Source organism: Nocardia glycosmidis, from assembly GCF_052545115.1.
Genome location: NZ_JBQWRH010000023.1, coordinates 1 through 22,876, shown reverse-complemented (window position 1 = coordinate 22,876; position 22,876 = coordinate 1). Strand labels below are relative to the sequence as shown.

Genomic DNA, 22,876 nt, shown 5'->3' with positions numbered 1-22,876 from the left:
CGGTGTACCTGTTCGGATTCGGCTTGCCAGGTTTCCGCGTGCTTGAATACTCGGTTCGCTCGATCGAAGTCAGGAGTCCTCGTGACCGACCAGCCCGCCGCCGACACCGAAATATTCGGCAACGGGATCCCTTGCACGGTGTGCGGATCCACACCGGCGGTGCACGCCACGTTCCGGGCACATCGTGGGCTGATTCTGTTCATGCAGTTCCGCAAGCACGAAGGAATGTTCTGCCGGGACTGCGGGATGGCCCTGTTCCGGAAGTTGCAGGGCGACAGCTTGTGGCAGGGCTGGTGGAGCTGGTTGTCGCTGATCATCAATCCGATCGTGCTGTTGTGCAACCTCGGTGAGCGTGCGCAGGTGCGGCGGCTGCCCGCACCGATACCGGGACCGCACTCCGTTCCGCTGGATCCCGGAAAACCGCTGACCGAACGGCCGCAACTGCTCGGGCTGCTGCTTCCCGTGATCGGGGCCGCAGTCGTGGTCGCCGGGGCGGCCACCGCACCAGCGCCCAGCGATCGGTCCCACGCGTATCCCCCTTCCCGATACCCGGCCGTCCCGACGTTTCCCGCGGCGCTCGGCGCCCCGTTCCCCGCTCCCGCCGCCACACCCAGGTTGTCCTTCGCGGAGGCAGGCCAGTGCATGTGGAACAAGCACGGGCCGATCGACGTGGACGACAACGCGCCGGAACCGGAAGTGGTGCCGTGCGACGATCCGCGGGCCCAGGCCGAGATACTCGGCAAGGCCATGATCGATATCGGCCGACCGTTCTGCGACCGGCAGTATCCCGAAGCCGACATTGTCTACACCGCGTCCAGCGGTGGCGGCAATCCGTACTACAGAAGCGGAATGACTCTCTGCCTACGGCAACTGCGCTGAGACAGGTGCCCGGTATCGGCTGACGACCCGATCCATGGTCGGGATCCCGGTGGCCCGCTCTGGGGTTGCGGTAGAACTGGCGCGGGCCATCGCTTTTGGGGTTTGCGCTGGGTGGCAGAGGCGTCGGTCGATGGTTTTGCGTGAGACGCCGAAGGTTTCGGCGACCTCAGCTACGAATACCTCAGGCCTGGTGTCGAGGTTGCGTCGCCCAGCCGGGAATAGATCCGATACCGGTCCGTTTGTACCCGTCCGTTTGTTACGCAAGGCCCCTGATCGACTAGGGAATATGGACAACTGGGATGGGCTACGGATAGTTTGCAGCTCGTGTGCTGGAGCTTGCTCCGGCGGAGAGTTCAACGGTGGTAGGGAGTTACAAGTGAACAGCGACGTCGGCCGTCATAGTGGTGCTGCGGGAACGGGCAGGCCGGCAACTCGTCGAGTCGCACTCGCGTCCTGGTTGTTCGCCGCCGGCGTGGGTCTGGCTTCGGTCCTGGCCCCGCAAGCCACCGCCGACCCGGCCCTGATCGCTTGCGGCGCAAGCGAGTACGAAAGCGCCGACCATGTCTGTGGTCCGCGCCCGCAGCAGGCCCCTGCCACACCCGACGGCGCAACCGCCCAGTGCCGGGACGGCTCCTACAGCTTCAGCCGACACCGCAGCGGCACCTGCTCGCACCACGGCGGAGTCGACCACTGGCTGTAGGACTCGCCGACGAGACTTCCTCGGTACCGCGGTCACTTACCGGGCTTCATCGGCGGTTTCTCTCTCGACAGTCCCCCGCAGTCTCCGCATTTCCTGCAAAATCTCCATCTGCGCCTGGTTGATCTTCAAGATCTCCTCACCAGTGCGATACGTGCTCAACGCCAGCTCCGACGCGATCCGGTCACCGCGGTTCGCCGCGATCTGCAAAGCGCCGCCCTGCTGCGCCGCCAACCACGACAAGAGCAGGTTCAGCAGGATGAACGGATACGGGTCGAAGTGCACGATTCCCGACCAATTCAGAACCGCCCACACGACGATCAACAGGTTCAGCACACCCAGGAACGGCCAACTGCCGAACACCCGCTTCAACACATCCGCTGCTTGCTCACCGAAGCTCAGCTCCGAGCCGGAACGGACGTGGGGATGCTCATGCCAGCGAGGCTCGTGCAGGACCACTGGCGGTACCTCCAAACTCAGAAGAAAACAAACCGGCGAATTCTATGCCCACCCGGTTTGCGACGACTGCACAGCGCTGCTGCGACTTCCGAGTTCACCCCACGGCCCCGCCGAGCTCGTGGCGTGGGTGCCGGTTGCCCGACCGCCGGTGCACGTTCGCTATCGACACCAGCTCAGGCGCACCGACAATCTGGTAGGCGCGTCAGCCGCTCAGACCGCGGGGCCGATCAGGTAGTTGCGCAGCATCGCGGTGACGGCGGTGATCTGATCGACCGGGACGTGCTCGTCTCGTTTGTGCGCGAGGTTGGGGTCGCCGGGGCCGAAGTTGACGGCCGGGATGCCGCGGGCGGCGAACCGGGAGACGTCGGTCCAGCCGTACTTGGCGCGCACACCACCGCCACCGTGGCGGTGTACCGAGGCGATGAGGTCCTTGGCGGCCGGGGCGGTCAGTCCGGGCAGCGCGCCGGGTGCGGAGTCGGTCACCTCGACGGAGAGTTCGAGTCCGTCGAAAACCTCGCGCACGTGCTCGATCGCTTGGTCCACGGTGCGGTCGGGCGCGAAGCGGAAGTTGACGTCCACCTCGGCGGCATCCGGCACCACATTTCCCGCCACGCCACCCGCGACGCGCACCGCGGACAGCCCCTCGCGATAGACACAGCCGTCGATGTCGACCTCCCGTGCGCGGTACTCGGCCAGCCGTTGCAAAATCGGCGCCAATCGGTGGATCGCGTTGTCGCCCAGCCACGCTCGCGCCGAATGCGCGCGCACGCCCGCGGTGCGCAGCCGAACCCGCAGCGTGCCTTGACAGCCCGCTTCGATCCAACCCGCGGACGGTTCGCCGAGCACCGCCAGATCGCCGGCGAGCCAGCCCGGCAGATCGCGCTCGATGTGCCCGAGCCCGTTGAACTCCGCCGCGATCTCCTCGCCGTCGTAGAAGATCAGGGTCAGATCGTGTACCGGATCGGCGACCGTCGCAGCCAGATGCAGGAACACCGCGTCACCCGATTTCATATCCACCGTGCCGCAGCCGTAGAGCACCCGCTCGCCCGCCGGGTTCACGGCGAATCGGCCCGGCACGTTGTCGGCGATCGGCACGGTGTCCAGGTGCCCGGCCAGGATCACCCGGGTCGGCAGCCCGCGATTCGTGCGCGCGAGCACCACGTTCCCGTGCCGCAGCACCTCGAATCCCACCGTCTGCTCGCGCAGCGCCCGCTCCACCACGTCGGCGATGGCCGCCTCGCCCAGCGAAACGCTCGGTATACCGACGAGAGCGGCGGTCAGCGTGATCGGGTCGGCATGCAGGTCGATGGTCACGTCCTTCACCCTACGGCTGCCGCCCAGCGAGACCCCGCACACCACGTCCCGAGCCGTCGGCGTCGGATCGAGTCCGATCAGCATATGATTCGAGCGGCCATTGTCCGGAGCAGCCATTGTCCCGAGCGCCCATTGCCCGATGACTCCCCAATGGCCCGACCGCCTCATCGTGGCGCGATGACGCCCGTTGCACTCAGCGAAGACGGTGCTCAGGCGGCAGAAACTGTGTGGCACGCGATGGCAGGTCGTGTGGCGGCGCCTTTCCGGCCTGGTCCATCTCCTCCTCCGGGCGTCCGGCTCGGAGCGGCCGCACGCTCGTTCGGCACGGTCGGTAACCTCTAATGCCGTGAGCATCCAGGGAGCAGCAGCAGTCGGTATCGCCAACGTGACCGCGGACGGGACCGTGCTGGACACGTGGTACCCGAACCCGCAGCTGGGCGAGTTCTCCGAGACGGGCACCAAGCGGCTCGACGACGCGCCCGCCGAGTACGCGGCGCTGCTCGGCTTCGACGAGGCACGCGGGGTCGACGTGATCGCGGTGCACACCACGATCGCCGACCTGTCCGCCGCCCCGGTCGACGCCCACGATGTCTACCTGCGCCTGCACCTGCTCTCCCATCGCCTCGTCAAACCGCATGCGGTGAGCCTGGACGGCCAGTTCGGCCTGCTGACCAACGTGGTGTGGACCAATCACGGGCCCGCCGCGGTGGAGGGCTTCGAGACCACCCGCGCCAAGCTGCGTGCCCGCGGCCCGGTCACGGTGTACAGCGTCGACAAGTTCCCCCGCATGGTCGACTACGTGCTGCCCTCCGGCGTCCGTATCGGCGACGCCGACCGGGTCCGCCTCGGCGCGCACCTGGCCTCCGGCACCACCGTCATGCACGAGGGCTTCGTGAACTTCAACGCGGGCACCCTCGGCGCGTCCATGGTCGAGGGCCGTATCTCCGCGGGCGTCGTGGTCGGCGACGGCTCCGACATCGGCGGCGGCGCGTCCACCATGGGCACGCTGTCCGGCGGCGGCACCACCGTGATCTCGATCGGCGAGCGCTCACTGCTCGGCGCGAACTCCGGCCTCGGCATCCCCCTCGGCAGCGACTGCGTCGTGGAAGCGGGCCTCTACCTGACCGCGGGTACCAAGGTCACGACACCGGACGGCACCCAGGTCAAGGCCGCCGAACTGTCCGGCCGCGACAACCTGCTGTTCCGCCGCAATTCCACCACCGGCGCGGTCGAGGTGGTCCCGCGCAAGGGCACGGGCATCGAGCTCAACGCCGACCTGCACGCGAACGACTGAGCCCTGCGGCGGACGCCGAACCGGGGACCGTTCGCCAGGTCGGAGGTGGTCTTCGGAAAGGGTGCGGCCCCACGGCCGCACCTTGGGCTTGCCCGCCGGTACCGCGCCGCCGGTGCGACAACCGCGATCACCAGGTCGAGGTACCGGCTGCGCACCAGCGGAAGGAACGATCATTGATCGCGTTCCGCACTCACCATGCGCGAAGTGGGATCTATCTCGGCCATCAGCATCCGCAGCGTGAGCGAGTGTTTCTCCGGCGCAAGCGCGTCCAGTGCCGCGCGCGCAAGTTTCACTCCCTGGGATCGGTCCCCGGCCCGAACCAGCATCAAGCCGCGGTGCATGTCCAAGTGCGTCGCGAACCGAGGTAACGAGTCGGGCAGCTCAGCCCGGGCCGACTCCTGGGCGCGCACCGCCAGCCGTTCGTCGCCCAGGCGAGCGGCCAGCAGCGAGAGGAACACGTTCACCCGCCACCACGGCACCGCGTAGTCGGAGGTCTGCTCCTCGGAGCCGGCGCGGTCGAACGCGCGGCGGCCGTCGTCGATCAACTGACGCGCGGTGCCGGTGTCGCCTTGCAGCGCAGCGGCGTGCGCTTTCCCCCAAATCGCGTTGAGGCCGCCGAGACTGGGCCGCTCGGAGAGGGCCCGGGCTTGGTCGGCGAATTCGTGCGCCACCGGCAACGCCGCGCCTTCGTATCCGAGGGCGATAGCGGCCCGGCCGCGCACCCAGAGCCGAATGTCGAGGTCACCGGAACGATCCGCCGCTTCGGCCGCCATCCGGTACCACGCGATCGCCTTGTTGCCGTTCGAGCCCGGATAGGTCTTCGCGAACAGGGTCATCAGCCGCGCGGCGACGGCCCACAGCCGTGGGGAGTCGAGTTGCTGTTGCAGCACGACCAGATCAGCGGCGAGCCGCTGCTGTATCTGCGCCGCACCCTGGCTCATGTAGTCGGTGCCATACTCGAAAAGCTTGGCTTCCCACTGCTCGATGGCCGGCGCGATCGAATGCAGTCGTGCCGAAAATCCCTGCGAGAGAAGATCTGATGCCACGACGGGCGCAATCGAGGTGGCAGCGAGATGCGATAAGAATTCGCGTCGATTCACGTCGGCCTCCAACAAACTCAGCGGGCAATCCAGCACCGTCGCCAGATGGCGCAGCCAGAACGGCGATGGCTCGGTTCGGCCCGATTCCCAGTGCCGCGAGATGTATTCCCGCGTCATGTTGTAACCCGACACCTCGGAAAGCTCAGCCGCCAATCTGCCCTGACTCCAGCCTCTGGTGCCGCGCAACTGTCTGATCAGATCGCCCGTGGACGCCGACATAGATCAAGCGTGCCACCTGATCGGCCGGAGACACCCACCGAACAGCCGAATGCCACCCCCATGCCACTAGCAGCTACGGCTGCGCTCGTAACACTGACTCGTGCCAGTTATGCCACCAGGACATGCCACCAGACATGCCACTGCCGCCCCCGCCGGATATACGGAACGCTCTGTAGATAGGCCCCGGTGCGGGGATGTTCCCCACCCTCCGACAATTTCCTCCGCGCCGGGTGCCGATTCCAAGGCATTCGAAACCTAGGCATTCGAGCACGGCAGGGGGAAGTGGTGGGATTCAATTGGTGGCGGGAAGCAGAGCCGGATGAAACATCGCCACAGGCGATCATCGACCGCGTACAGGCCGAGTGGCGAGCCGAGCTCCGGCCACACGGTCGGCCGCACGGGGCGCCGGACCACCCATTCGGCGTGCCCGAAGCGCACGCCACGATGCAACGCCATAGGGGATGTCGCGTACAGGACTGCCCGCGCAAATCAGCGGCGCGGCAGACGCTGATCGAGGCGGGTCGTATGAAGCCGGATACGTCACGAGAGTTCTGATCCGGGCCGAGTCGTTCGCACAGGCAGAAACAACTATGCGGTACATCATTTCTCGGTGCGGAGGCGACGGCAGAACCGTGGCCTGCCCGAGATCGAGCCCGACGATCGAGTCGATTTCGCTCAGCGCAGCAATTTCTTCTGCACCTTCCCCATGGCGTTGCGCGGCAGCGCGTCCACAAAGCGGATCTCACGCGGGCGTTTGTGCACCGAAAGTTGTTCGGCCACATGGTCGATCAGTTCGCGCTCGGTGGCCGTGTCACCCAGGACGACGAAGGCGGTGATGCGCTGGCCGAGGTCGTCGTCGGGTAAGCCCACCACCGCGACCTCGGTGACAGCGGGATGGCCGAGCAGCACTGTCTCGACCTCACCCGCTCCCACGCGGTAGCCGCCGGACTTGATCAGGTCCACCGATTCCCGGCCGACGATGCGATGGAAACCCGCCGGGTCGATGGACGCCACATCACCGGTGCGGAACCAGCCGTCCGCGGTCCAGCTCTCCGCGGTCGCCTCCGGGCGGTTCAGATAGCCGTCGAAGAGCATGGGGCCGAGCACCTGGAGACCTCCGATGCTCTCGCCGTCGTGCGGGACCGGGGCACCGGATTCGTCCCTGAGCCGGGTCCGAACTCCGCGTACCGGTGTGCCGACCCAGCCCGGCCTGCGTTCGCCATCCGCCCGGGTGGACAGTGTGATCATTGTTTCGCTCATGCCGTAACGCTCGATGGGCGCGTGGCCGGTAAGTTCACGCAACCGCTCGAACACCGGTACCGGCAGCGGTGCGCTACCGGAGACCAGAAGACGGGCGTCGGCCAATTGCTTCGCCGCGTCGGGATCGTCGACCACGCGCGACCACACGGTGGGCACCCCGAAGTACAGCGAACCCTTGGCCGCCGCGTACGCCTGCGGTGTCGGCTTGCCGGTGTGGATCAACGGACTGCCCACGCGCAGCGGGCCGAGTACGCCGAGGATCAACCCGTGGACATGGAACAGCGGAAGCCCATGCACCAGAACGTCGTTCGCCGTCCACGCCCATGCCTCGGCGAGCGCGTCGAGACCGGCCGCGATGGCGCCGCGATTGAGCACGACACCCTTGGGCAGGCCCGTGGTTCCCGAGGTGTACAACACGAAAGCCGTTGTGGCGGGATCGGGTTCGGGATAGGTGTGCCAGGACCTGGCGTGCCGGCGCACGGGAACCACCGGCAGATCAGCGCCCTCCGGCGCACTCCCCAGCCACGCTTGCGCGCCCGAGTCGGCGAGGATGTGCGCCCGCTCCGCGGTGCCGGCGTCCGGCGACACCGGCACCACCGTGACGCCCGCGATCAGGCAGCCGACCACCGCGAGGACGGTCTCCACCGTCGGCTCGGCCAGCACCGCCACCCGCTCCGCGCGCGCGACACGTTCGGCCACCGAGGTGGCGGCGCCGAGCAGGTCACTGCGCGAGAGCGTGGTCCCGCCGATGGTGACGGCGTCGGGGATATCCGCGCCGCCTGCGACGGCGAGCGGGTTCAGAGAACTGAGCAGCAGCGGCGGGGCGAACGGCATTCGACCACGCTACTTCCTCAGCTTTCCGGCAGCGCGACGACATCCGGCCACGGCAGCAGCCCAGCTCGTTGACACCCCTGCTGACGCGGTGAGAAAGTTGCTGCATATCCTTCTCGAGAACTGCGGGATCAACGATGACCAGGCCACTTCGTGCGACGCACCGGCCCGACTCGCCGGACTCCTTCGACATCGCGCAGTACATCGATGGCATCGCGGGATTCCTCGGCGGCACCGCGAACGTCATCATGCAGCTGAGCGCGCCACCTGTCGGCTACGGAGTGGTGGAGAGCACGGTCGACAGCGGGAAGGTCATGCTGCATCCGGTCAAACGGTTGCGCACCACCCTCACCTATTTGGCGGTGGCGATGCTCGGCACCGATGCGGAGCGCGCCGCGTACCGAGAGGCGGTCGACACCGCACATCGCTCGGTCCGTTCGACCGCGTCGAGTCCGGTGCGCTACAACGCCTTCGACCCCGCGCTACAGCTGTGGGTCGCCGCCTGCCTGCACTGGGGCGCGAAAGACCTGTACGAGCGGATGCACGGTCGGATGGACGAGCCGACCGCCGATGCGTTCTACCGGCACGGCGCCCGGCTGGGCACCACACTCCAAATGCCCGAAACGATGTGGCCCGCCGATCGGCGCGCCTTCGACGAGTATTGGACCGCGACCCTGGCTCAGACCAGCATCGACGCCACCATTCGCGGCTACTTCCAGGACCTCATCGAGCTGCGCATGCTGCCGCGACCCGCACAGCTGGCGTTCGGCCGCCTGCATCGTTTCTTCGTCACGGGACTGCTGCCCCAGCACTTGCGCGACGAAATGGGCCTGACCTGGACCGAACACGACGAACGCATTCTCGGCCGCATCCTGCGCGCCCTCGGTGCCGCGGAGTCCAGGTTGCCACGGCCGATCCGCGTGTTCCCACTCAACGCCTACCTGCTGGATCTGCGCATACGGCGGCGGCTCGGCCTGCGGCTGGTCTGAAACCACGGGTCCACCAGAAGACCCGTCGGCAGCTTTCAGCCGAGTTGCTCGGCTAACCCGACGATAATGCCTTCGGGGCCATGGACATAACAGAGCCGATAGCTCTGCTCGAACTGCTCCACCACTGGTCCATTGGGTGCGACACCGCCGGCCGGGCAGATCACGTATCCATATGCGGGTAACGGTATTCGACCGGCGGGACGAACGTCTCCTTGATCGTGCGCGGCGCGACCCAGCGCAGCAGATTCAGCGGCGAGCCTGCCTTGTCGTCGGTGCCGGAAGCGCGCGCGCCACCGAAGGGCTGCTGACCCACCACCGCACCGGTCGGCTTGTCGTTGACGTAGAAGTTGCCCGCCGCGAATCGCAATGCGGCGTCGGCCTGTTCGATCGCGTTTCGGTCCTGCGCGAACACCGCGCCGGTCAGCGCGTACGGCGCCGCGGACTCGACTTCGGCGAGAATCGCGCTGTAGGCACCGGGTTCGGCATCGTCGTAGACGTATACCGACAATATCGGGCCGAAGTACTCGGTGGCGAACGATTCGTCGTGTGGGTTGTCGGCCAGGAACACGGTCGGCCGGACGAACCAGCCTTCGCTGTCGTCGTAGGTGCCGCCGACCGGAATGGTGAGACCGGCATCCCTGGCGCGCCGGATAGCCGCGACATTCTTGTCGAACGACCGGCGATCGATCAGCGCCCCACCGAAATTCGACAGATCCGCGACATCGCCATAGCTCAGCTCTTCGGTGACCTGCAGGAAGTCGTCGCCCATCGCGCGCCACACCGATCGCGCGATATAGGCGCGCGAGGCAGCCGAGCACTTCTGGCCCTGATACTCGTAGGCGCCGCGAACGAGGGCCGTGCGCAATGCCGCCGGATCGGCGGAGGAGTGCGCGACGATGAAATCCTTGCCGCCGGTCTCCCCCACCAAACGCGGATAGCCGTGGTAGCGGCCGATATTCGCGCCGACTTGCTGCCAGAGATACTGGAACGTCTTGGCGGAACCGGTGAAATGAATACCGGCCAACCGCGGATCGGTCAGCGCCACCTCCGACAGCTGGACCCCGTCACCGGTGACCATGTTGATCACGCCGGGCGGCAGGCCCGCCGCCTCCAGCAACCGCATCGTGTAGAACGCCGACAAGGTCTGGGTGGGCGACGGCTTCCACACCACCGTGTTGCCCATCAGCGCAGGGGCGGTGGGCAGGTTACCGGCGATCGCGGTGAAGTTGAACGGGCTGATGGCGTAGACGAACCCCTCGAGCGGCCGATAGTCCATCCGGTTCCATATCCCGGCGCTGGACTGCGGCTGCTGCGCCAGGATGCCGCGCGCGAAGGAGACGTTGAACCGCCAGAAGTCGACCAGTTCGCACGGCGCGTCGATCTCGGCCTGCTGCGCCGTTTTCGACTGCCCGAGCATGGTGGCGGCGGCGACGGTCTCCCGCCAGGGACCGGCCAGCAGATCAGCCGCGCGCAACAGCACCGCGGCGCGTTCCTCGAACGGCAGCGCACGCCAGCCGGGCGCGGCCGCCATAGCGGCGTCGATGGCTCCGTGTGCTTCCGAGTGTGTGATGTCGGTGTAGGTTCCCAGCACCTGTCGGTGCCGGTGCGGCGCGACGATGTCGTGCCGTTCGCCGATACCCGGCCGATGCTTGCCGCCGATCACCAACGGTACGTCCACGTGCTCCGCGGACAACTCGGCTAGTTTGCCGAGCAATAGCTCACGTTCCGGGCTTCCCGGAGCGTAGCTGTGCACCGGCTCGTTGCTGGGCGTGGGGACAACCGTGACAGCGTCCATACTTCAGGCTAACTCTCCGAGCCGGTCGGGAGCGGCCGCCGACACACCGTTTTACGACCGGTTCTCCGTTTCCGCGACTCACGGCACGCCGCGGCGTGAGTTCCCTAGGCAGCGCCCCGTGCGACTGCGACGCGGTCGTCAGCTCGCGGCGAGTCGTTCGGCCGCCGCGGCGACGCGCTCGTCGGTCGCGGTCAACGCGATCCGCACGTGCTCGGCGGCGGCAGGGCCGTAGAAGTCCCCGGGGGCGGCGAGGATCCCACGGTCGGCCAGCCAGTCCAGCGTGGCCCGGCCCGGCTCTGCGCGCGTCGACCACAGATACAGGCCCGCCTCCGAGTGATCGATCCGGAAACCGGCCTCCACCAGCGCCTTTCGCAGCACTTCGCGGCGTGCCCGGTACCGCTCGCGCTGCTGCGCCTCGTGCGTGTCATCGCTCAGCGCGGCCGTCATCGCGGCCTGGATCGGGAGAGGCACCATCATGCCCGCATGCTTGCGTACCTCGAGCAGCTCGGCCACCAGGGCCGGGTCGCCCGCGACGAATCCGGCGCGGTAACTGGCCAGGTTGGAGGTCTTGGACAGCGAGTGCAATGCGAGCAGATTGGTGTGATCACCGTCGCACACTTCGGGGTCCAGCACGGAGACCGCGTGGTCTTCCCAGGTCAGTCCCAGGTAGCACTCGTCGGAGGCCACGATCGCGCCGCGTTCGCGCGCGAAAGCCACCACCTTGCGCAAGTGGTCGACCCCGAGCACCCGGCCGGTCGGGTTCGACGGCGAATTCACATAGATCAGCGCGGGTTTCTGCGGACCGAGCCTGGTCAGCCCATCGGCGCGCAGCACCTGCGCGCCCGCCAGCAGCGCACCGACCTCGTAGGTGGGGTAGGCGACCTCCGGGACGACCACCAAGTCGCCCGGGCCGAGGCCGAGCAGCCTGGGCAGCCCGGCGATCAGTTCCTTGGTGCCGATCGCGGGCAGTACGGCCGCCGGATCGAGACCGGTGATCCCGTAGCGCCGCTTCAGCGCGTCGACCGCGGCGGCACGGAGCTCGGGGGTGCCGTACGTGGTCGGGTATCCGGGCACCTGCGCGACCGAGTTCAACGCCGCGCGGATCAACGGATCAACCGGGTCCACCGGCGTGCCGACGGACAGATCCACGATCCCGCCAGGGTGAGCGGCCGCCTTCGCCTTCACCGAAGCGATGGTGTCCCAGGGAAAATCGGGTAGCTGTCGGCTGACCCGGCCACGCGATGACACGTCAGGTCTCACTCACTCGCCATCGGGGGCAGTTCCTTGATGAACGGCGGGTCGTAGTCCACCTTGCCGACCTTCGTCGCGCCGCCGGGCGAGCCCAGCTCGTCGAAGAAGTCGACGTTGGCGTTCACGTATCCGCCCCACTGGTCCGGGGTGTCGTCTTCGTAGAAGATCGCCTCCACCGGGCACACCGGCTCACATGCACCACAGTCCACGCACTCGTCCGGATGGATGTACAGCATGCGACCACCCTCGTAGATGCAATCCACGGGGCATTCCTCGATGCATGCCTTGTCCTTCACGTCAACGCACGGTTCAGCGATGATGTACGGCACTGCCGCTCTCCTAGTCTGTCCTCGCCTGCGGGATAGTCCGCCCGGCGAAACCCTATCCCGGTACCCCACGTTACTACTGGTCAGCCTGCCCTAACTCAGGGCGTTGCGCACACCGTATCCGGACGTGCGATCGACTCCGCCACCTCGCTCGCTCCGTCGTGATCATGTTGCGCGAGGTAGCGCCGGGAGAAGCCATCGGCCGGGCGGTCATCACGCCGGTCGAACGGACCGAACCTATCGCCATCGCCGGCATGTTGTCGTATCGGGGTGGCCTCCGTCGCCAAACAGGGCCACCCCGATTTCCAGCGCCACACGCGATTTCGCGAGCACGTGGGCAACTCGCCGGGAGCGCTCGGAACCCGGCCGGCACAAGCGCAGGACCCGTACGAAACCCCGCCCGGCCAACTCGGCCACCGTCCAGCGCTACCCGACCGTCAAGCTCTACCCGACCGTCAAGGGCAGCGCCGACATCTTGTGCTGGGGCACACCGTAGAACGTGGTCCGTTCCCGGGCCGGTCGCCCGATGCCTGCGGCGATCTCGGTCAACTCCGCGACGGTCTTCGCCGAACCGTGCTGCGACCCGGCCATCCGGGAGATGGTCTCCTCCATCAGTGTGCCGCCCAGGTCGTTGGCGCCGCTGTTGAGCATCACCCGGGTTCCGGTGATCCCGAGCTTGACCCAGCTGGTCTGGATGTTCGGGATCCGGCCGTGCAGCATGATCCTGGCCAGCGCGTGCGCGGCGCGATTGTCCCGGTTCGTCGGCCCCGGACGCGCCGCACCGGCAAGGTAGAGCGGCGCGCTCTGGTGGACGAACGGCAGCAACACGAATTCGGTGAAACCGCCGGTCTCGTCCTGGATTCCGCGCAGCACCCGCAGGTGGCCCACCCAGTGCTTCGGATGGTCCACGTGGCCGTACATCATGGTCGAGCTGGACCGGATGCCCACCTGGTGCGCCGTGGTGATCACCTCGATCCACGCCGAGCTGGGCAATTTGCCCTTGGTGAGCACCCAGCGCACCTCGTCGTCCAGGATCTCCGCGGCCGTGCCGGGAATGGTTTCCAGACCGGCTTCCTTCAGCGCGACCAGCCATTCCCGAATGCTCTCGCCACTGCGCGAGGCGCCGTTCACGATCTCCATCGGGCTGAACGCGTGCACATGCATCGACGGAACCCGCTGCTTGACCGCGCGCACCAGGTCCGCGTACCCGGTGACCGGCAGGTCGGGATCGATGCCGCCCTGCATGCACACCTCGGTGGCGCCGTCGACATACGCCTCCCACGCCCGGTCGGCAACCTCCTCCGTGCTCAGCGTGAACGCGTCGGCATCGCCCTTGCGCTGGGCGAAAGCGCAGAACCGGCAGCCGGTGTAGCAGATATTGGTGAAGTTGATGTTCCGGTTCACCACATATGTGACATCGTCGCCGACGGCGTCACGGCGCAATTGATCAGCCAGCGCGGCGACCGCGTCGAGTTCGGCGCCGTCGGCGGTGGCCAGCGCGAGATATTCGGCGTCGCTGAGTCCGGCCGGGTCGCGTTCAGCCGCGCGCAGGGCGGCCAGCACGTCCGAGTCCAGCCGCTGCGGCGCCGTCACGGCGAGATCGCGCGCCTGCTCGCGGATCGTGTCCCAGTCGCCGAACGCGCCGACCACCTCTCGGCCGAGTCCGGCGTCGCTGCGGTGCTCGGTGTTGCGGCCCTCGGTGTCGATGGCGGTGTTGAGATCGACGCGTCCGCTCGACTCCCAGGACTCCTCCGGCTCCTGCCAGGGCAGCCCCACCGGTATCGCGTCCGGATTCGCCAAACCGGTCGCCGGGTCGGTGAGCGCGGCGACATGCGCGCCGATGCGTGGGTCGACCCAGGGATTGCCCGCCCGCACATACTTCGGGTGCGCGGAGGTGCGCTCGACGAGCTGATAGCCCGCCGCCTCGGTGATCTCGCGCAGCGTGTCCAGGTTCGGCCACGGCCGCTCCGGGTTCACGTGGTCGGGCGTCACCGGCGACACCCCACCCCAGTCGTCGATACCGGCGTCGATCAGCGCACGGCACTCGGCGTGCGATACCAGGTTCGGCGGCGCCTGCACCGGCACGTCGGGCCCGAGCAGGACCCGGGTGACGGCGATGGTGGCGAGGAATTCCGCCAGGCCCGCGTCCGGCACATCCCGCATCGCGGTGTCGTCCTTGGCGCGGAAGTTCTGCACGATGACTTCCTGGATATGACCGAAAGCCTTGTGCTGCTTACGAATCGCCATGATGGACTCGGCCCGCTCGGCCATCGTCTCGCCGATGCCGACCAGGATGCCGGTGGTGTACGGCACCGAGAGACGACCCGCGTCGGTGATGGCGCGCAACCGCACCGCGGGATCCTTGTCCGGGCTGCCGTAGTGGCAGTTGCCCTTCTCGGTGAACAACCGGGTCGCCGTGGTCTCCAGCATCATGCCCATGGACTGCGCCACCGGCTTGAGCCGCGCGATCTCCGCCCAGGACATCACCCCCGGGTTCAGGTGCGGCAGCAGGCCGGTCTCCTCCAGCACCATGATCGACACGGCACGCAGGTAGTCCAGCGTCGAGTCGTAACCGCGCTCGTCCAGCCATTGCGCGGCCTCCGGCCAGCGGTCCTCGGGCCGGTCACCGAGCGTGAACAGCGCCTCTTTGCAGCCCAGAGCGGCACCTCGGCGGGCGATGTCGAGGACCTCGTCGGGTTCGAGGAATATCCCCTTCCCCTCGGCGCGCAACTTGCCCGGCACGGTGACGAACGTGCAGTAGTGACATTTGTCCCGGCACAGGCGCGTCAGCGGGATGAAGACGTTGCGGGAATAGCTGATCGTCTTCGGGCGGCCCGCCGAGGCCAGCCCGGCGTCGCGCACCCGCGCCGCACTGCGACACAGATCGGCGAGGTCGTCGCCGGTCGCGTGTAACAGCACCGCGGCCTCGTCCACGTTCAACGTGACGCCGTCGCGTGCCCTGCGCAGCGCCCGGCGCATGGCCGATGGGCTGGGCGGCGCGGATGGGACGCTCGGGTTCGGTAGGTCGGTCACGTCGTCGATCATGCGCTACACATCCGGAACTGTCTCCCTCCAGTGCTCAACGGTGCGGCGAAGCTTCAGCCGCGCGGGCGGCACTCGTGTCATACGACGCCCGCGGTGGACGAGCCGCCGCTGAGCGTTGACAACTGTGCGGCGCCCGAGGCTATTCCGAGCCGGCCTCGGTGCGGAACGCCCGGTCGACCGTTTCCACACGGTGCGGCGCCGGTTCGGTCGTACCGGGTGGGACAATCGCGCCGTCGCCGGTGCTCGCTGTGGGTATCGGCCGCCGAGCGGCTCGCGAAGACTCCGCACCTCGGCCACACCGGAGTTTGCATCATCACTCGAATCTATTGTCGCGCAAATGATTTCGTACGAACTTTTGAATATTTCGCTGCGATTGCGGCGCTCGGTGGATGCTTGCCTGAGACAGTGGTCGCGCGATCGTGCAACGATGACTACATGTCGCAGTCGCGCACGATCATGGCCGACCCGGCCTGGCGCCCGAGTCGGAAGGCGAAGCTCCTGTGGACCGTGCAGGCGGCGCTGGCCTGGCTGATTCCCTTCGCGGCACAGCTGGTGTGGGCGATGGTGGACTCGGCGCACCGCGGCTGGCAGCTCGGCATCTTTTCGGTGACGCTGGCGCTCGCCGCGCTGTACATCGGCGTCGCCCCGTGGTGGCGGTATGCCGTGCACCGCTGGGAGGTGACCGACGATGCGGTGTACACCAAGGTCGGCTGGATCACCCAGGAGAGCCGAGTGGCGCCGATCTCGCGGGTCCAGACCGTCGACACCGAGCGCGGCCCCCTGGAACGCCTGCTCGGCTTGGCGACAGTCATCGTGACGACCGCCTCCTCGGCGGGTGCGGTACAGATCAGCGGCCTCGATCGTCCGGTCGCCGAGGAGACCGTGACGCGGTTGACCCGGATCGCCGCGCAGCACCGCGGCGACGCGACATGAGTGAGCGCGCGATCGAACAGCACGCACAGCCGAGCACTCGCTCATGACGATGCCGAGCGCCGCCACGGGGTCGGCATGAGCGCAGCGGGCACCGTGCAGGTGGGGCCGCCACCGTGGCAGCGGCTGGACAAACGGATGCTGCTGATCCATCCGATCACCGAGCTGGTGAAGTTCATCCCGGTGCTGATCGGTTCGGTGATCCTCGGTACGAGCAGCGGCAACCCGGTGTGGAGCATCGTTCCGCTGGTGCTGATCGTGGGATTCGCGCTCACCCGGTGGTTCACCACGACCTACCGGGTCGGACCCACCCACGTCGAGTTGCGGACCGGGTTGCTGGAGCGCAAGAAGCTGTCGGTGCCGCGCTCACGCATCCGGTCGGTCGACATCGAAGCGGATCTGCTGCACCGGGCGCTCGGGCTCGCCGTGCTGGCGATCGGGACCGGGCAGCGAGCCGATGCCGGTGAACAGTTCAAACTCGACGCCTTGGACGCGCGAGTCGTGCCACCGTTACGTGCCGCGCTGCTCGCGCACACGGCGGACCAGGCGGACGAGATCGAGGAACGAAAGCGGCCGCTGGAGAACGCCTCCGGTGGTTTCGCCACGACCACGGCGGCGGCGCGCGAGATCGGCCATTGGCGTCCGGCGTGGGTGCGCTACGCCCCGCTGTCGCTGACCGGGTTCGCGATCATCGTCCCCATCGTCGGCGTCGCGTTCCAATACGGAATCGGCGAGATCGTGTTCCGGTCGGACACGGTGCGCGACGTGGAACATGGTGGCGCGCTGGTCCTGGCGCTCGCCGGGGTCGCGCTGCTGTGCACCATCGTGCTCGTGGTCAGCGCCGCCGCATGCACGCATTACCTGACCACCTATTTCGGGCTGCGCGTCATCGACGACGGCAAGACCTTGCAGTCGCGCCACGGCCTGTTCACCACCCGCCAGATCACCCTCGACCTGGCCCGCCTGCGCGGCGCCACAGTGAAGGAACCTCTGCTGCTGCGGCTCGCGGGCGGCGCCGAGCTCGAGGCGATCATGACTGGCGCGAATCCGCGGCAGAAGATCCTTCCGCAGGCGCCGCGCGGCGCGGTCGAACACACCCTGAGTCATCTGCTCGCCCCGGGCGAGGTGCGCGACAACGCTGTTCCCACCGCCACGGACGCAATCCCCAGCGGCGCAGGGGCATCGGACGCCGGTACGGCGCCGGGCAGCGCGCCGTTGGTCGCGCACGGCCCGGCGGCCCGGCGTCGCAGGTACACGCGCACACTCGCCCCGGTCGCTGTCCTCGCCATCGTCATGGCTTATCTCGCTGGTGCCGGTGCGGGCTATTCACCGTGGTGGTGGTGCATACCCGGCCTTGCCCTGCTGGTGGCGGTGGCACTGGCGGAAGACCGCTACCGCGGCCTCGGCCACGCGGTACTTCCCCGCACGGCCGCCAGCCCGACCTGGCTGATCACCCGCTCCGGATCCCTCGACCGGGACCGGGACTGCCTGGAGGCGCCCGGCGTGATCGGCTGGACAGTGCGCCAAACCTTCTTCCAGCGCCGGGCCGCGGTCGCCACGGTGGTCGCGGCGACCGCGGCCGGTAAGAAGCGCTACGCGGTGGTCGACATCCCCATCGGCGAGGCGTGGGAGCTCATCGAGTCCGTCACCCCGGGGCGGCTGGGCGTGCGCTGAATCGCGAGCCGCCGGTGTCGCTGACAGATTGCCCCACCACGGCGGGCTGGTGAGCAGCCGGTCTCGGAGTCACCGTCCTGCTCGCAGGTCGAAGGCGCCGGGCATGGAGAGCAGCGGCTCGCCCGATCGTGTCGGTGGCCGAGGGGCTTTCCGTGCGGCCGAGCTCCGTGGCCATTTCGGCACTGGTAGCGGCGTCCGCTGCGCCATCTACGCGGTCCGGTCCTGCGCGCCGCACCGACGCCGTGATCGCCCCCCTGGCAGTCCGGCTCGACTGAACTCAGCGCGGACCGAACGCGCGGATGTTCATGCGGATGTAGATGTACGCCAGCGGCGGAAGCAGTCCGCAGAACAGCAACAGCGCGGCGCGCCAATCGCTGACGAGCAGGACGTCGCCGCCCGGGCCGACGCTCGCGCAGACCAGGAATCCGAACGCCCACGCGGCCAGCGGAAAAGCCAGGGCCGCGGCGCGCTGGGTAACCGACTGCATACCCACGACGAGCAGCACGTTCACCACACCGGCCAGGACGGCAGCGATCGGCAACGCGGTGGCCCCGAGATAGAACGGCAGGTACAGCACCTCGAGCGACAAGGTGAGCACAGCGTCCAGAACCAGGGTGACGACAATCATCGCGGCCAGCACGCGGCTGATCGCGAGCCGTGCGGCACCGGGTGCGGCGGCAGCCTGGTCGCCTGCCTGGTCGTCGACTTTCGTCGTCACGGCACCGGCGGGTAACCGAGAAGGGTCAACAGGTGGCTCTGCGTGTCGGCAAACGCGTACAGCACCGTCATATACAGGTCATGCTGCTGCTGCCAGTACGGCTTCATGCTGTCGACGAACGCCACGATCGCGTTCTGCAGCTCCCAGTTGTACATACTGGCGAGTTTATTCCGGCGGTCCCCCCACTCATGATCAGATCCCTGTCCACTCGGATGTTCGCGACCGGTGAGCTCCGGCATGACCTTTGCGCTGCGCCGCGATGGCAAGCACCCGCTCTGTGCGCGGCGAACAGTTGACGACCAGCGCGGGAATGCTCAGGAAATGTTTCAGCAGGTTGGTCGGACGCAATGAGCGAGCGGGAGCAGACCAGCACACGAAGCCCCGAACATCCGGAAACGCGGGACACTCGATGCGCCCTGGGACGGCACAGCACCGATGGTCGTCCGGGAGCCGACGATGCCCAACAGACGACGCGCCCGGGAAGCGACGATGCCCAGCGAGACCCGCGACGTGCGGGATTGCGTCAGTCCAAACCCGCGAACAAGTCGTGTTCCCGCCCGTCCGGCCCGAGCGGGCCGCGCGGACCCCGCACGAGGATGAAATGCTCTTCCGGCAGCACCGGTTGGGCGACATTGTTCGAGAGGGCGAACTCCCGCCCGGATGGCGCGACAGTGACCTGCGTGGCGTGTGCCCGCAGCGCGGCGCGCTTGGCCGGCAGCACGTCGGAGACGTCGATCGTGGTGGTCACCGCCTGGCTGGGCACCGCCGCGAGCTCCCCGTCAGCAGGCAGCCGCCAGCCCGACGGCAGCGCGCCGGGCAAGCCCTCGATCGTGCGCCGGGCCAGGGCGGCGGTGTGCAGACGCAGCATGTCGGCGTCGGTGACCGTCCAATAGAACTTCGGAGTGCTCCAGCCCTGTTCGGCGGCGGCGTGCACGGCGGATGTGGTGATCTCGTGCGCCCGGATGTGGTCGGGGTGGCCGTATCCCCCGTTGGGGTCGTAGCCGACCACAACTTGCGGGCGCAGCCGCAGCACCACCTCGGTGAGGGCCTGCACCGCCTCGTCCCCCGAGCGTACGAACACCCGCGGCTTGTTCGCGGCGGGAGTGCCCGCCATGCCGGAGTCGCGCCAGCGCCCCGCGCCGCCGAGGAACTGCGGCGGGCCCGCGTCCAGTGCGGCCAGCGCATGGGTCAGTTCGAGGATGCGATAGCCGCCGAGCTGGTCGGCGTGGTCCGCGGTCAGCAGCGCCCATTCGTCGCCGATCACCTCGCCTTCCTCGCCGAGCGTGCAGGTGACCACAGTGACCGGCACACCGCGACGGCGGTAGTGCGCGATCGTCCCTCCGGTCGTGATGGACTCGTCGTCCGGATGGGCGTGCACCAGCAGCAGCCCGCCCGTTGCCGCCGGGATCACGGGATCCTGCGCCACAGCGACGCGTCACCGAAGATGCCGACCTGGATGGCGCCGCTGAGCGAGGCGCCGTCCACCCTGGGACCGGATGCGGCGACGGCATTGTCCTGCACGATCGGCAGCACCGTCGCCATGGCCCACAGTTTGGGCTCGGCTTCGGCGAGCACCCGGCCCACGTCGGCGCCGCGCAGCGCTTCGTCGATCGCGGGCTGCAGGCCCGGATCACACACGCCGGACAGGTTGCTCGGCGCGCGCTGCGCTGCCTCGGCGATGGCCTGCGCCGGGCCCGTGACCCCCGCCACCGCGGGCGGCGGGCATCCGTAGCGAGACGCCAGCACCGTCGCCGGGTCCGAACCGGCGACCTCCCAGCCGACGATCGCGTCGACCGTGCCCTCGATCAGTTCTTTGCCGTACAGCTCGTCGGCGGCGACGCTACGCACCGTCGCGTCGATGCCCGCGCTGCGCAACTGGTCGGCGGCGGTATTCGCCACCGCGAGTGAGGTGGCATCCTTGTCGACCGCACCGATGCGCACGGTCAGCGGCTTGCCGTCTTTGCCCACGGCGCGCGGCTGCGGCGCGGGTGAGGTCGGCGAGCCGGCCGGTGGCGGCTCCGGCGCCCGGCCGTATCCCGCGGCGGCCAGCAGCGCGAACGCCTCATCCGCGGGCGGCCGCGGTGGCGCGGTCGGGGCATAACCGGGATCGGACGGCGCGAGCACCTGCCCACGAGCCGGCTCCACCCAGTTACCGGTCTGCGCGCCGACCGTCGCCAGCAGGTTCGGGTCGAGCAGCGCGAGCACGCCCGAGCGAACCCGCGAGTCACTCAGTTCACCCTTGCGCCCGTTGAGCACCAGCTGCAGGACGCGCGATTGCGGCATGATCGCGGTCCGCACGGACGGAATGGCACCAAGTTGCGCTTGGGTCGCCACGCCGCCGTGCACCAGAGCCATTTGCACGTCACCGGTGCGCAGCGAACCCGCCAGCTGCGCGGTCGTGCCGCCGCGACGCAGCAGGATCTGGCCGGGCATCGCCGGTGTTCCCCAGAACCGGTCGTTGCGTTCCAACAGCATCTCGTCGCGGCCCGGGTCCGCCGAGCGGATCCCGAACGGGCCGCCGGCCACCCGAACGCCGTTGAGCTGGCCATTCATCCCGCGGGCGAATCCGCCGGGCGCGTCCTTCAGCAGATGCGACGGCAACAGATCGGTGAACAACTCGCGCCAGCCGGGATACGGCGCCGACATCACGACGGTGACCGTCTTGCCGCCCGCCGACGAGCTCACATCCGAGATCAACCGGTATCCGGCCGGATCGACGACGCCGGGTTCGGAGATCATCTCCTGCCACAGGTAGCGGAAGTCCTCTGCCGCGATAGGCGCGCCGTCCGACCAGGACGCTTCGTTGCGCAACTTGTAGGTGATCGTGAACGGCTCCTGCGCGGTCACTTCGGCGGAGATCAGCAACGACGAGTCCGGCGCCCACGCCGTCGCGCCCGGTGTGGCCGGGCGCGGTACCGGCCGGAACGGGCTGGGCAGCACCAGCGAGGCGATGGCCGACGTGGCGGCGGACTGGTCGGAGCGCAAGTGCGGATTGAACGCTGTGCCGATGGTGTCCAGGGCTACGACGACGGTGGTCTCCGCGGGCTTGACCGGCGTCGTCTTCGGGCTGTCGGTACTTTCGATGGGCGGCGGCGGGTTCGCCGCGCAGCTGCTGATCAGCGTCAGCACTGTCAAGGCCGGCAACAACGTGCGCCACGCTGCGCGTTTTCCTGCGCCCACTTTCACGCTCGGGAACTCTACCGTAGAGTCCAGTCCGATCGCATATTCGCAGTGCGCGGGGAGTGATCGTCGCTACCGATCGGATATCGGCGGAGAAAAAGAACCAGCACACTGATGATTCGGCTGCGCGATGCGATGCCGACTCGATCGGAATTCGGCAAATATTCGACGCGCTCGCCAGAGCCGAAATAATCGACCGATCACCGCACTGTATGTGGTGAGCGCGCTGGTTCGCGCGGCGACGGTGCGAAAAGCCTGCCATGAACAGCCCGGCACTCGAAAGCGAACGATCGTGCGATCGCGCCGAAGTACAGGAAACTTCCACCCCCATGCGATTCCAGTCCAGACGCCGCCGCGGCCCGGCCTGTACACCGAGGCTTCCCGACCTGAGACGCACAGCAGCGCCGACTGGTCGCAGCCAACGGGCGTGCGGCGAAGTTCGGCATGCGCGGCGGACACAGAACACAATTCACGAACCGCGCCTGCACCTACAGATCCCGATACAAAAGATTTTCGCCACCAACTCCGGCTGCACCATGAGATCGCGCCGAAATCAATACATCGTACGATTTGCCATTTACGCGCAGCGGCGCACGAACCGCAATAGAAATAATCCATCGTCGATAATTACGCCGACAAAACACGCGCCGATCCCCGGCCTAGCACCTGCCACCCGGCGCAGCGCTCGAAACGAAGCAATGCGCCTCGTGTGGACAGTGAATTCCTCGACAAGTCGCGATGAATTGCCGTTCGCCCGGATCCGGCACGGTGCGCAACGTCGTGGTGATCGACCACGCTACCCGCCAGGACCGCTGCGTCAGCCGACCCGTGACAACGGCGGCGCCGCCGCGACCGGACTCGAGCACGAGACCCGGCCGAGCGATCCGGCGCCCCCCCCGCGCCCGATCGCCCCCC

General features: G+C 67.9%; 19 protein-coding genes. 7 read left to right on the top strand and 12 right to left on the bottom strand.

The genetic code is table 11. The features are described from left to right. Positions 1–81 precede the first annotated feature (81 nt). Positions 82–879 (top strand): LppU/SCO3897 family protein, encoded by a 798-nt coding sequence (locus ACT86A_RS24130; protein ID WP_445094485.1) that lies wholly within the window; start codon positions 82–84, stop codon positions 877–879. A gap of 376 nt (positions 880–1,255) precedes the next feature. Then, positions 1,256–1,579: a DUF3761 domain-containing protein gene (locus ACT86A_RS24125; RefSeq protein ID WP_445094484.1), complete on the top strand. Its 324-nt coding sequence runs from the start codon at positions 1,256–1,258 to the stop codon at positions 1,577–1,579. 36 nt (positions 1,580–1,615) lie between these two features. On the opposite strand, the gene ACT86A_RS24120 is transcribed toward ACT86A_RS24125, so the two are convergent. Together ACT86A_RS24120 and dapE are read right to left on the bottom strand one after the other, a co-directional pair. Continuing rightward, positions 1,616–2,035 carry a DUF1003 domain-containing protein gene (locus ACT86A_RS24120; RefSeq protein WP_445094483.1) on the bottom strand — a complete coding sequence of 140 codons (420 nt, stop codon included), beginning with the start codon at positions 2,033–2,035 and terminating at the stop codon, positions 1,616–1,618. Positions 2,036–2,245: 210 nt separating this feature from the next. Next, entirely contained in the window at positions 2,246–3,349 is a 1,104-nt protein-coding gene (gene dapE / locus ACT86A_RS24115) for a succinyl-diaminopimelate desuccinylase (protein WP_445094482.1), read from the bottom strand. 346 nt (positions 3,350–3,695) lie between these two features. Here dapE and dapD point away from each other — a divergent pair, with 346 nt between their 5' ends. Further along, a complete protein-coding gene (gene dapD / locus ACT86A_RS24110; RefSeq protein ID WP_445094481.1) occupies positions 3,696–4,643 on the top strand; it encodes a 2,3,4,5-tetrahydropyridine-2,6-dicarboxylate N-succinyltransferase in 948 nt (315 codons plus the stop codon). A gap of 170 nt (positions 4,644–4,813) precedes the next feature. Here the strand turns inward: dapD and ACT86A_RS24105 are convergent, their stop codons facing one another. After that, positions 4,814–5,962 carry a helix-turn-helix domain-containing protein gene (locus ACT86A_RS24105; protein ID WP_445094480.1) on the bottom strand — a complete coding sequence of 383 codons (1,149 nt, stop codon included), beginning with the start codon at positions 5,960–5,962 and terminating at the stop codon, positions 4,814–4,816. Positions 5,963–6,637: 675 nt separating this feature from the next. Further along, on the bottom strand, positions 6,638–8,056 hold the full coding sequence (locus tag ACT86A_RS24100; RefSeq protein ID WP_445094479.1) for an acyl-CoA synthetase: 1,419 nt from the start codon (positions 8,054–8,056) through the stop codon (positions 6,638–6,640). 134 nt (positions 8,057–8,190) lie between these two features. On the opposite strand from ACT86A_RS24100, the gene ACT86A_RS24095 reads away from it, so the two are divergent. Then, entirely contained in the window at positions 8,191–9,042 is an 852-nt protein-coding gene (locus ACT86A_RS24095; RefSeq protein ID WP_445094478.1) for an oxygenase MpaB family protein, read from the top strand. A 160-nt stretch (positions 9,043–9,202) separates the two neighbouring features. Here the strand turns inward: ACT86A_RS24095 and pruA are convergent, their stop codons facing one another. From pruA to ACT86A_RS24075, 4 genes are all read right to left on the bottom strand, one after another. Then, the gene (gene pruA / locus ACT86A_RS24090) at positions 9,203–10,837 is read right to left on the bottom strand and encodes an L-glutamate gamma-semialdehyde dehydrogenase (protein WP_445094477.1); all 1,635 of its coding nucleotides are present in this window, start codon (positions 10,835–10,837) and stop codon (positions 9,203–9,205) included. Positions 10,838–10,975: 138 nt separating this feature from the next. After that, a complete protein-coding gene (gene dapC, locus ACT86A_RS24085; protein WP_445094476.1) occupies positions 10,976–12,085 on the bottom strand; it encodes a succinyldiaminopimelate transaminase in 1,110 nt (369 codons plus the stop codon). A gap of 8 nt (positions 12,086–12,093) precedes the next feature. Continuing rightward, positions 12,094–12,417, bottom strand: a complete 324-nt coding sequence (fdxA, locus tag ACT86A_RS24080) for a ferredoxin (RefSeq protein WP_159927474.1) — start codon at positions 12,415–12,417, stop codon at positions 12,094–12,096. A 441-nt stretch (positions 12,418–12,858) separates the two neighbouring features. Further along, on the bottom strand, positions 12,859–15,459 hold the full coding sequence (locus ACT86A_RS24075; RefSeq protein WP_445094475.1) for a bifunctional FO biosynthesis protein CofGH: 2,601 nt from the start codon (positions 15,457–15,459) through the stop codon (positions 12,859–12,861). A gap of 435 nt (positions 15,460–15,894) precedes the next feature. Between ACT86A_RS24075 and ACT86A_RS24070 the strand changes: the two genes are divergently transcribed. Then, positions 15,895–16,392 carry a PH domain-containing protein gene (locus ACT86A_RS24070; RefSeq protein WP_445094474.1) on the top strand — a complete coding sequence of 166 codons (498 nt, stop codon included), beginning with the start codon at positions 15,895–15,897 and terminating at the stop codon, positions 16,390–16,392. A gap of 75 nt (positions 16,393–16,467) precedes the next feature. Then, entirely contained in the window at positions 16,468–18,063 is a 1,596-nt protein-coding gene (locus tag ACT86A_RS24065) for a PH domain-containing protein (RefSeq protein WP_445094473.1), read from the top strand. Between the two features lie 277 nt (positions 18,064–18,340). On the opposite strand, the gene ACT86A_RS24060 is transcribed toward ACT86A_RS24065, so the two are convergent. The 4 genes from ACT86A_RS24060 to ACT86A_RS24045 form a co-directional block, all read right to left on the bottom strand. Next, positions 18,341–18,781 (bottom strand): hypothetical protein, encoded by a 441-nt coding sequence (locus tag ACT86A_RS24060; protein ID WP_445094472.1) that lies wholly within the window; start codon positions 18,779–18,781, stop codon positions 18,341–18,343. Further along, positions 18,778–18,936 carry a hypothetical protein gene (locus tag ACT86A_RS24055; protein WP_445094471.1) on the bottom strand — a complete coding sequence of 53 codons (159 nt, stop codon included), beginning with the start codon at positions 18,934–18,936 and terminating at the stop codon, positions 18,778–18,780. The genes ACT86A_RS24060 and ACT86A_RS24055 overlap by 4 nt, the downstream gene beginning before the upstream one ends. A 368-nt stretch (positions 18,937–19,304) precedes the next feature. Then, on the bottom strand, positions 19,305–20,189 hold the full coding sequence (gene mshB / locus ACT86A_RS24050; RefSeq protein ID WP_445094531.1) for an N-acetyl-1-D-myo-inositol-2-amino-2-deoxy-alpha-D-glucopyranoside deacetylase: 885 nt from the start codon (positions 20,187–20,189) through the stop codon (positions 19,305–19,307). Next, positions 20,189–22,000, bottom strand: a complete 1,812-nt coding sequence (locus ACT86A_RS24045) for an ABC transporter family substrate-binding protein (RefSeq protein ID WP_445094530.1) — start codon at positions 21,998–22,000, stop codon at positions 20,189–20,191. The genes mshB and ACT86A_RS24045 overlap by 1 nt, the downstream gene beginning before the upstream one ends. A gap of 668 nt (positions 22,001–22,668) precedes the next feature. On the opposite strand from ACT86A_RS24045, the gene ACT86A_RS24040 reads away from it, so the two are divergent. Beyond that, positions 22,669–22,876, top strand: a 208-nt coding sequence (locus tag ACT86A_RS24040; protein ID WP_445094470.1) for a hypothetical protein, incomplete at its 3' end; no start/stop codon positions are given.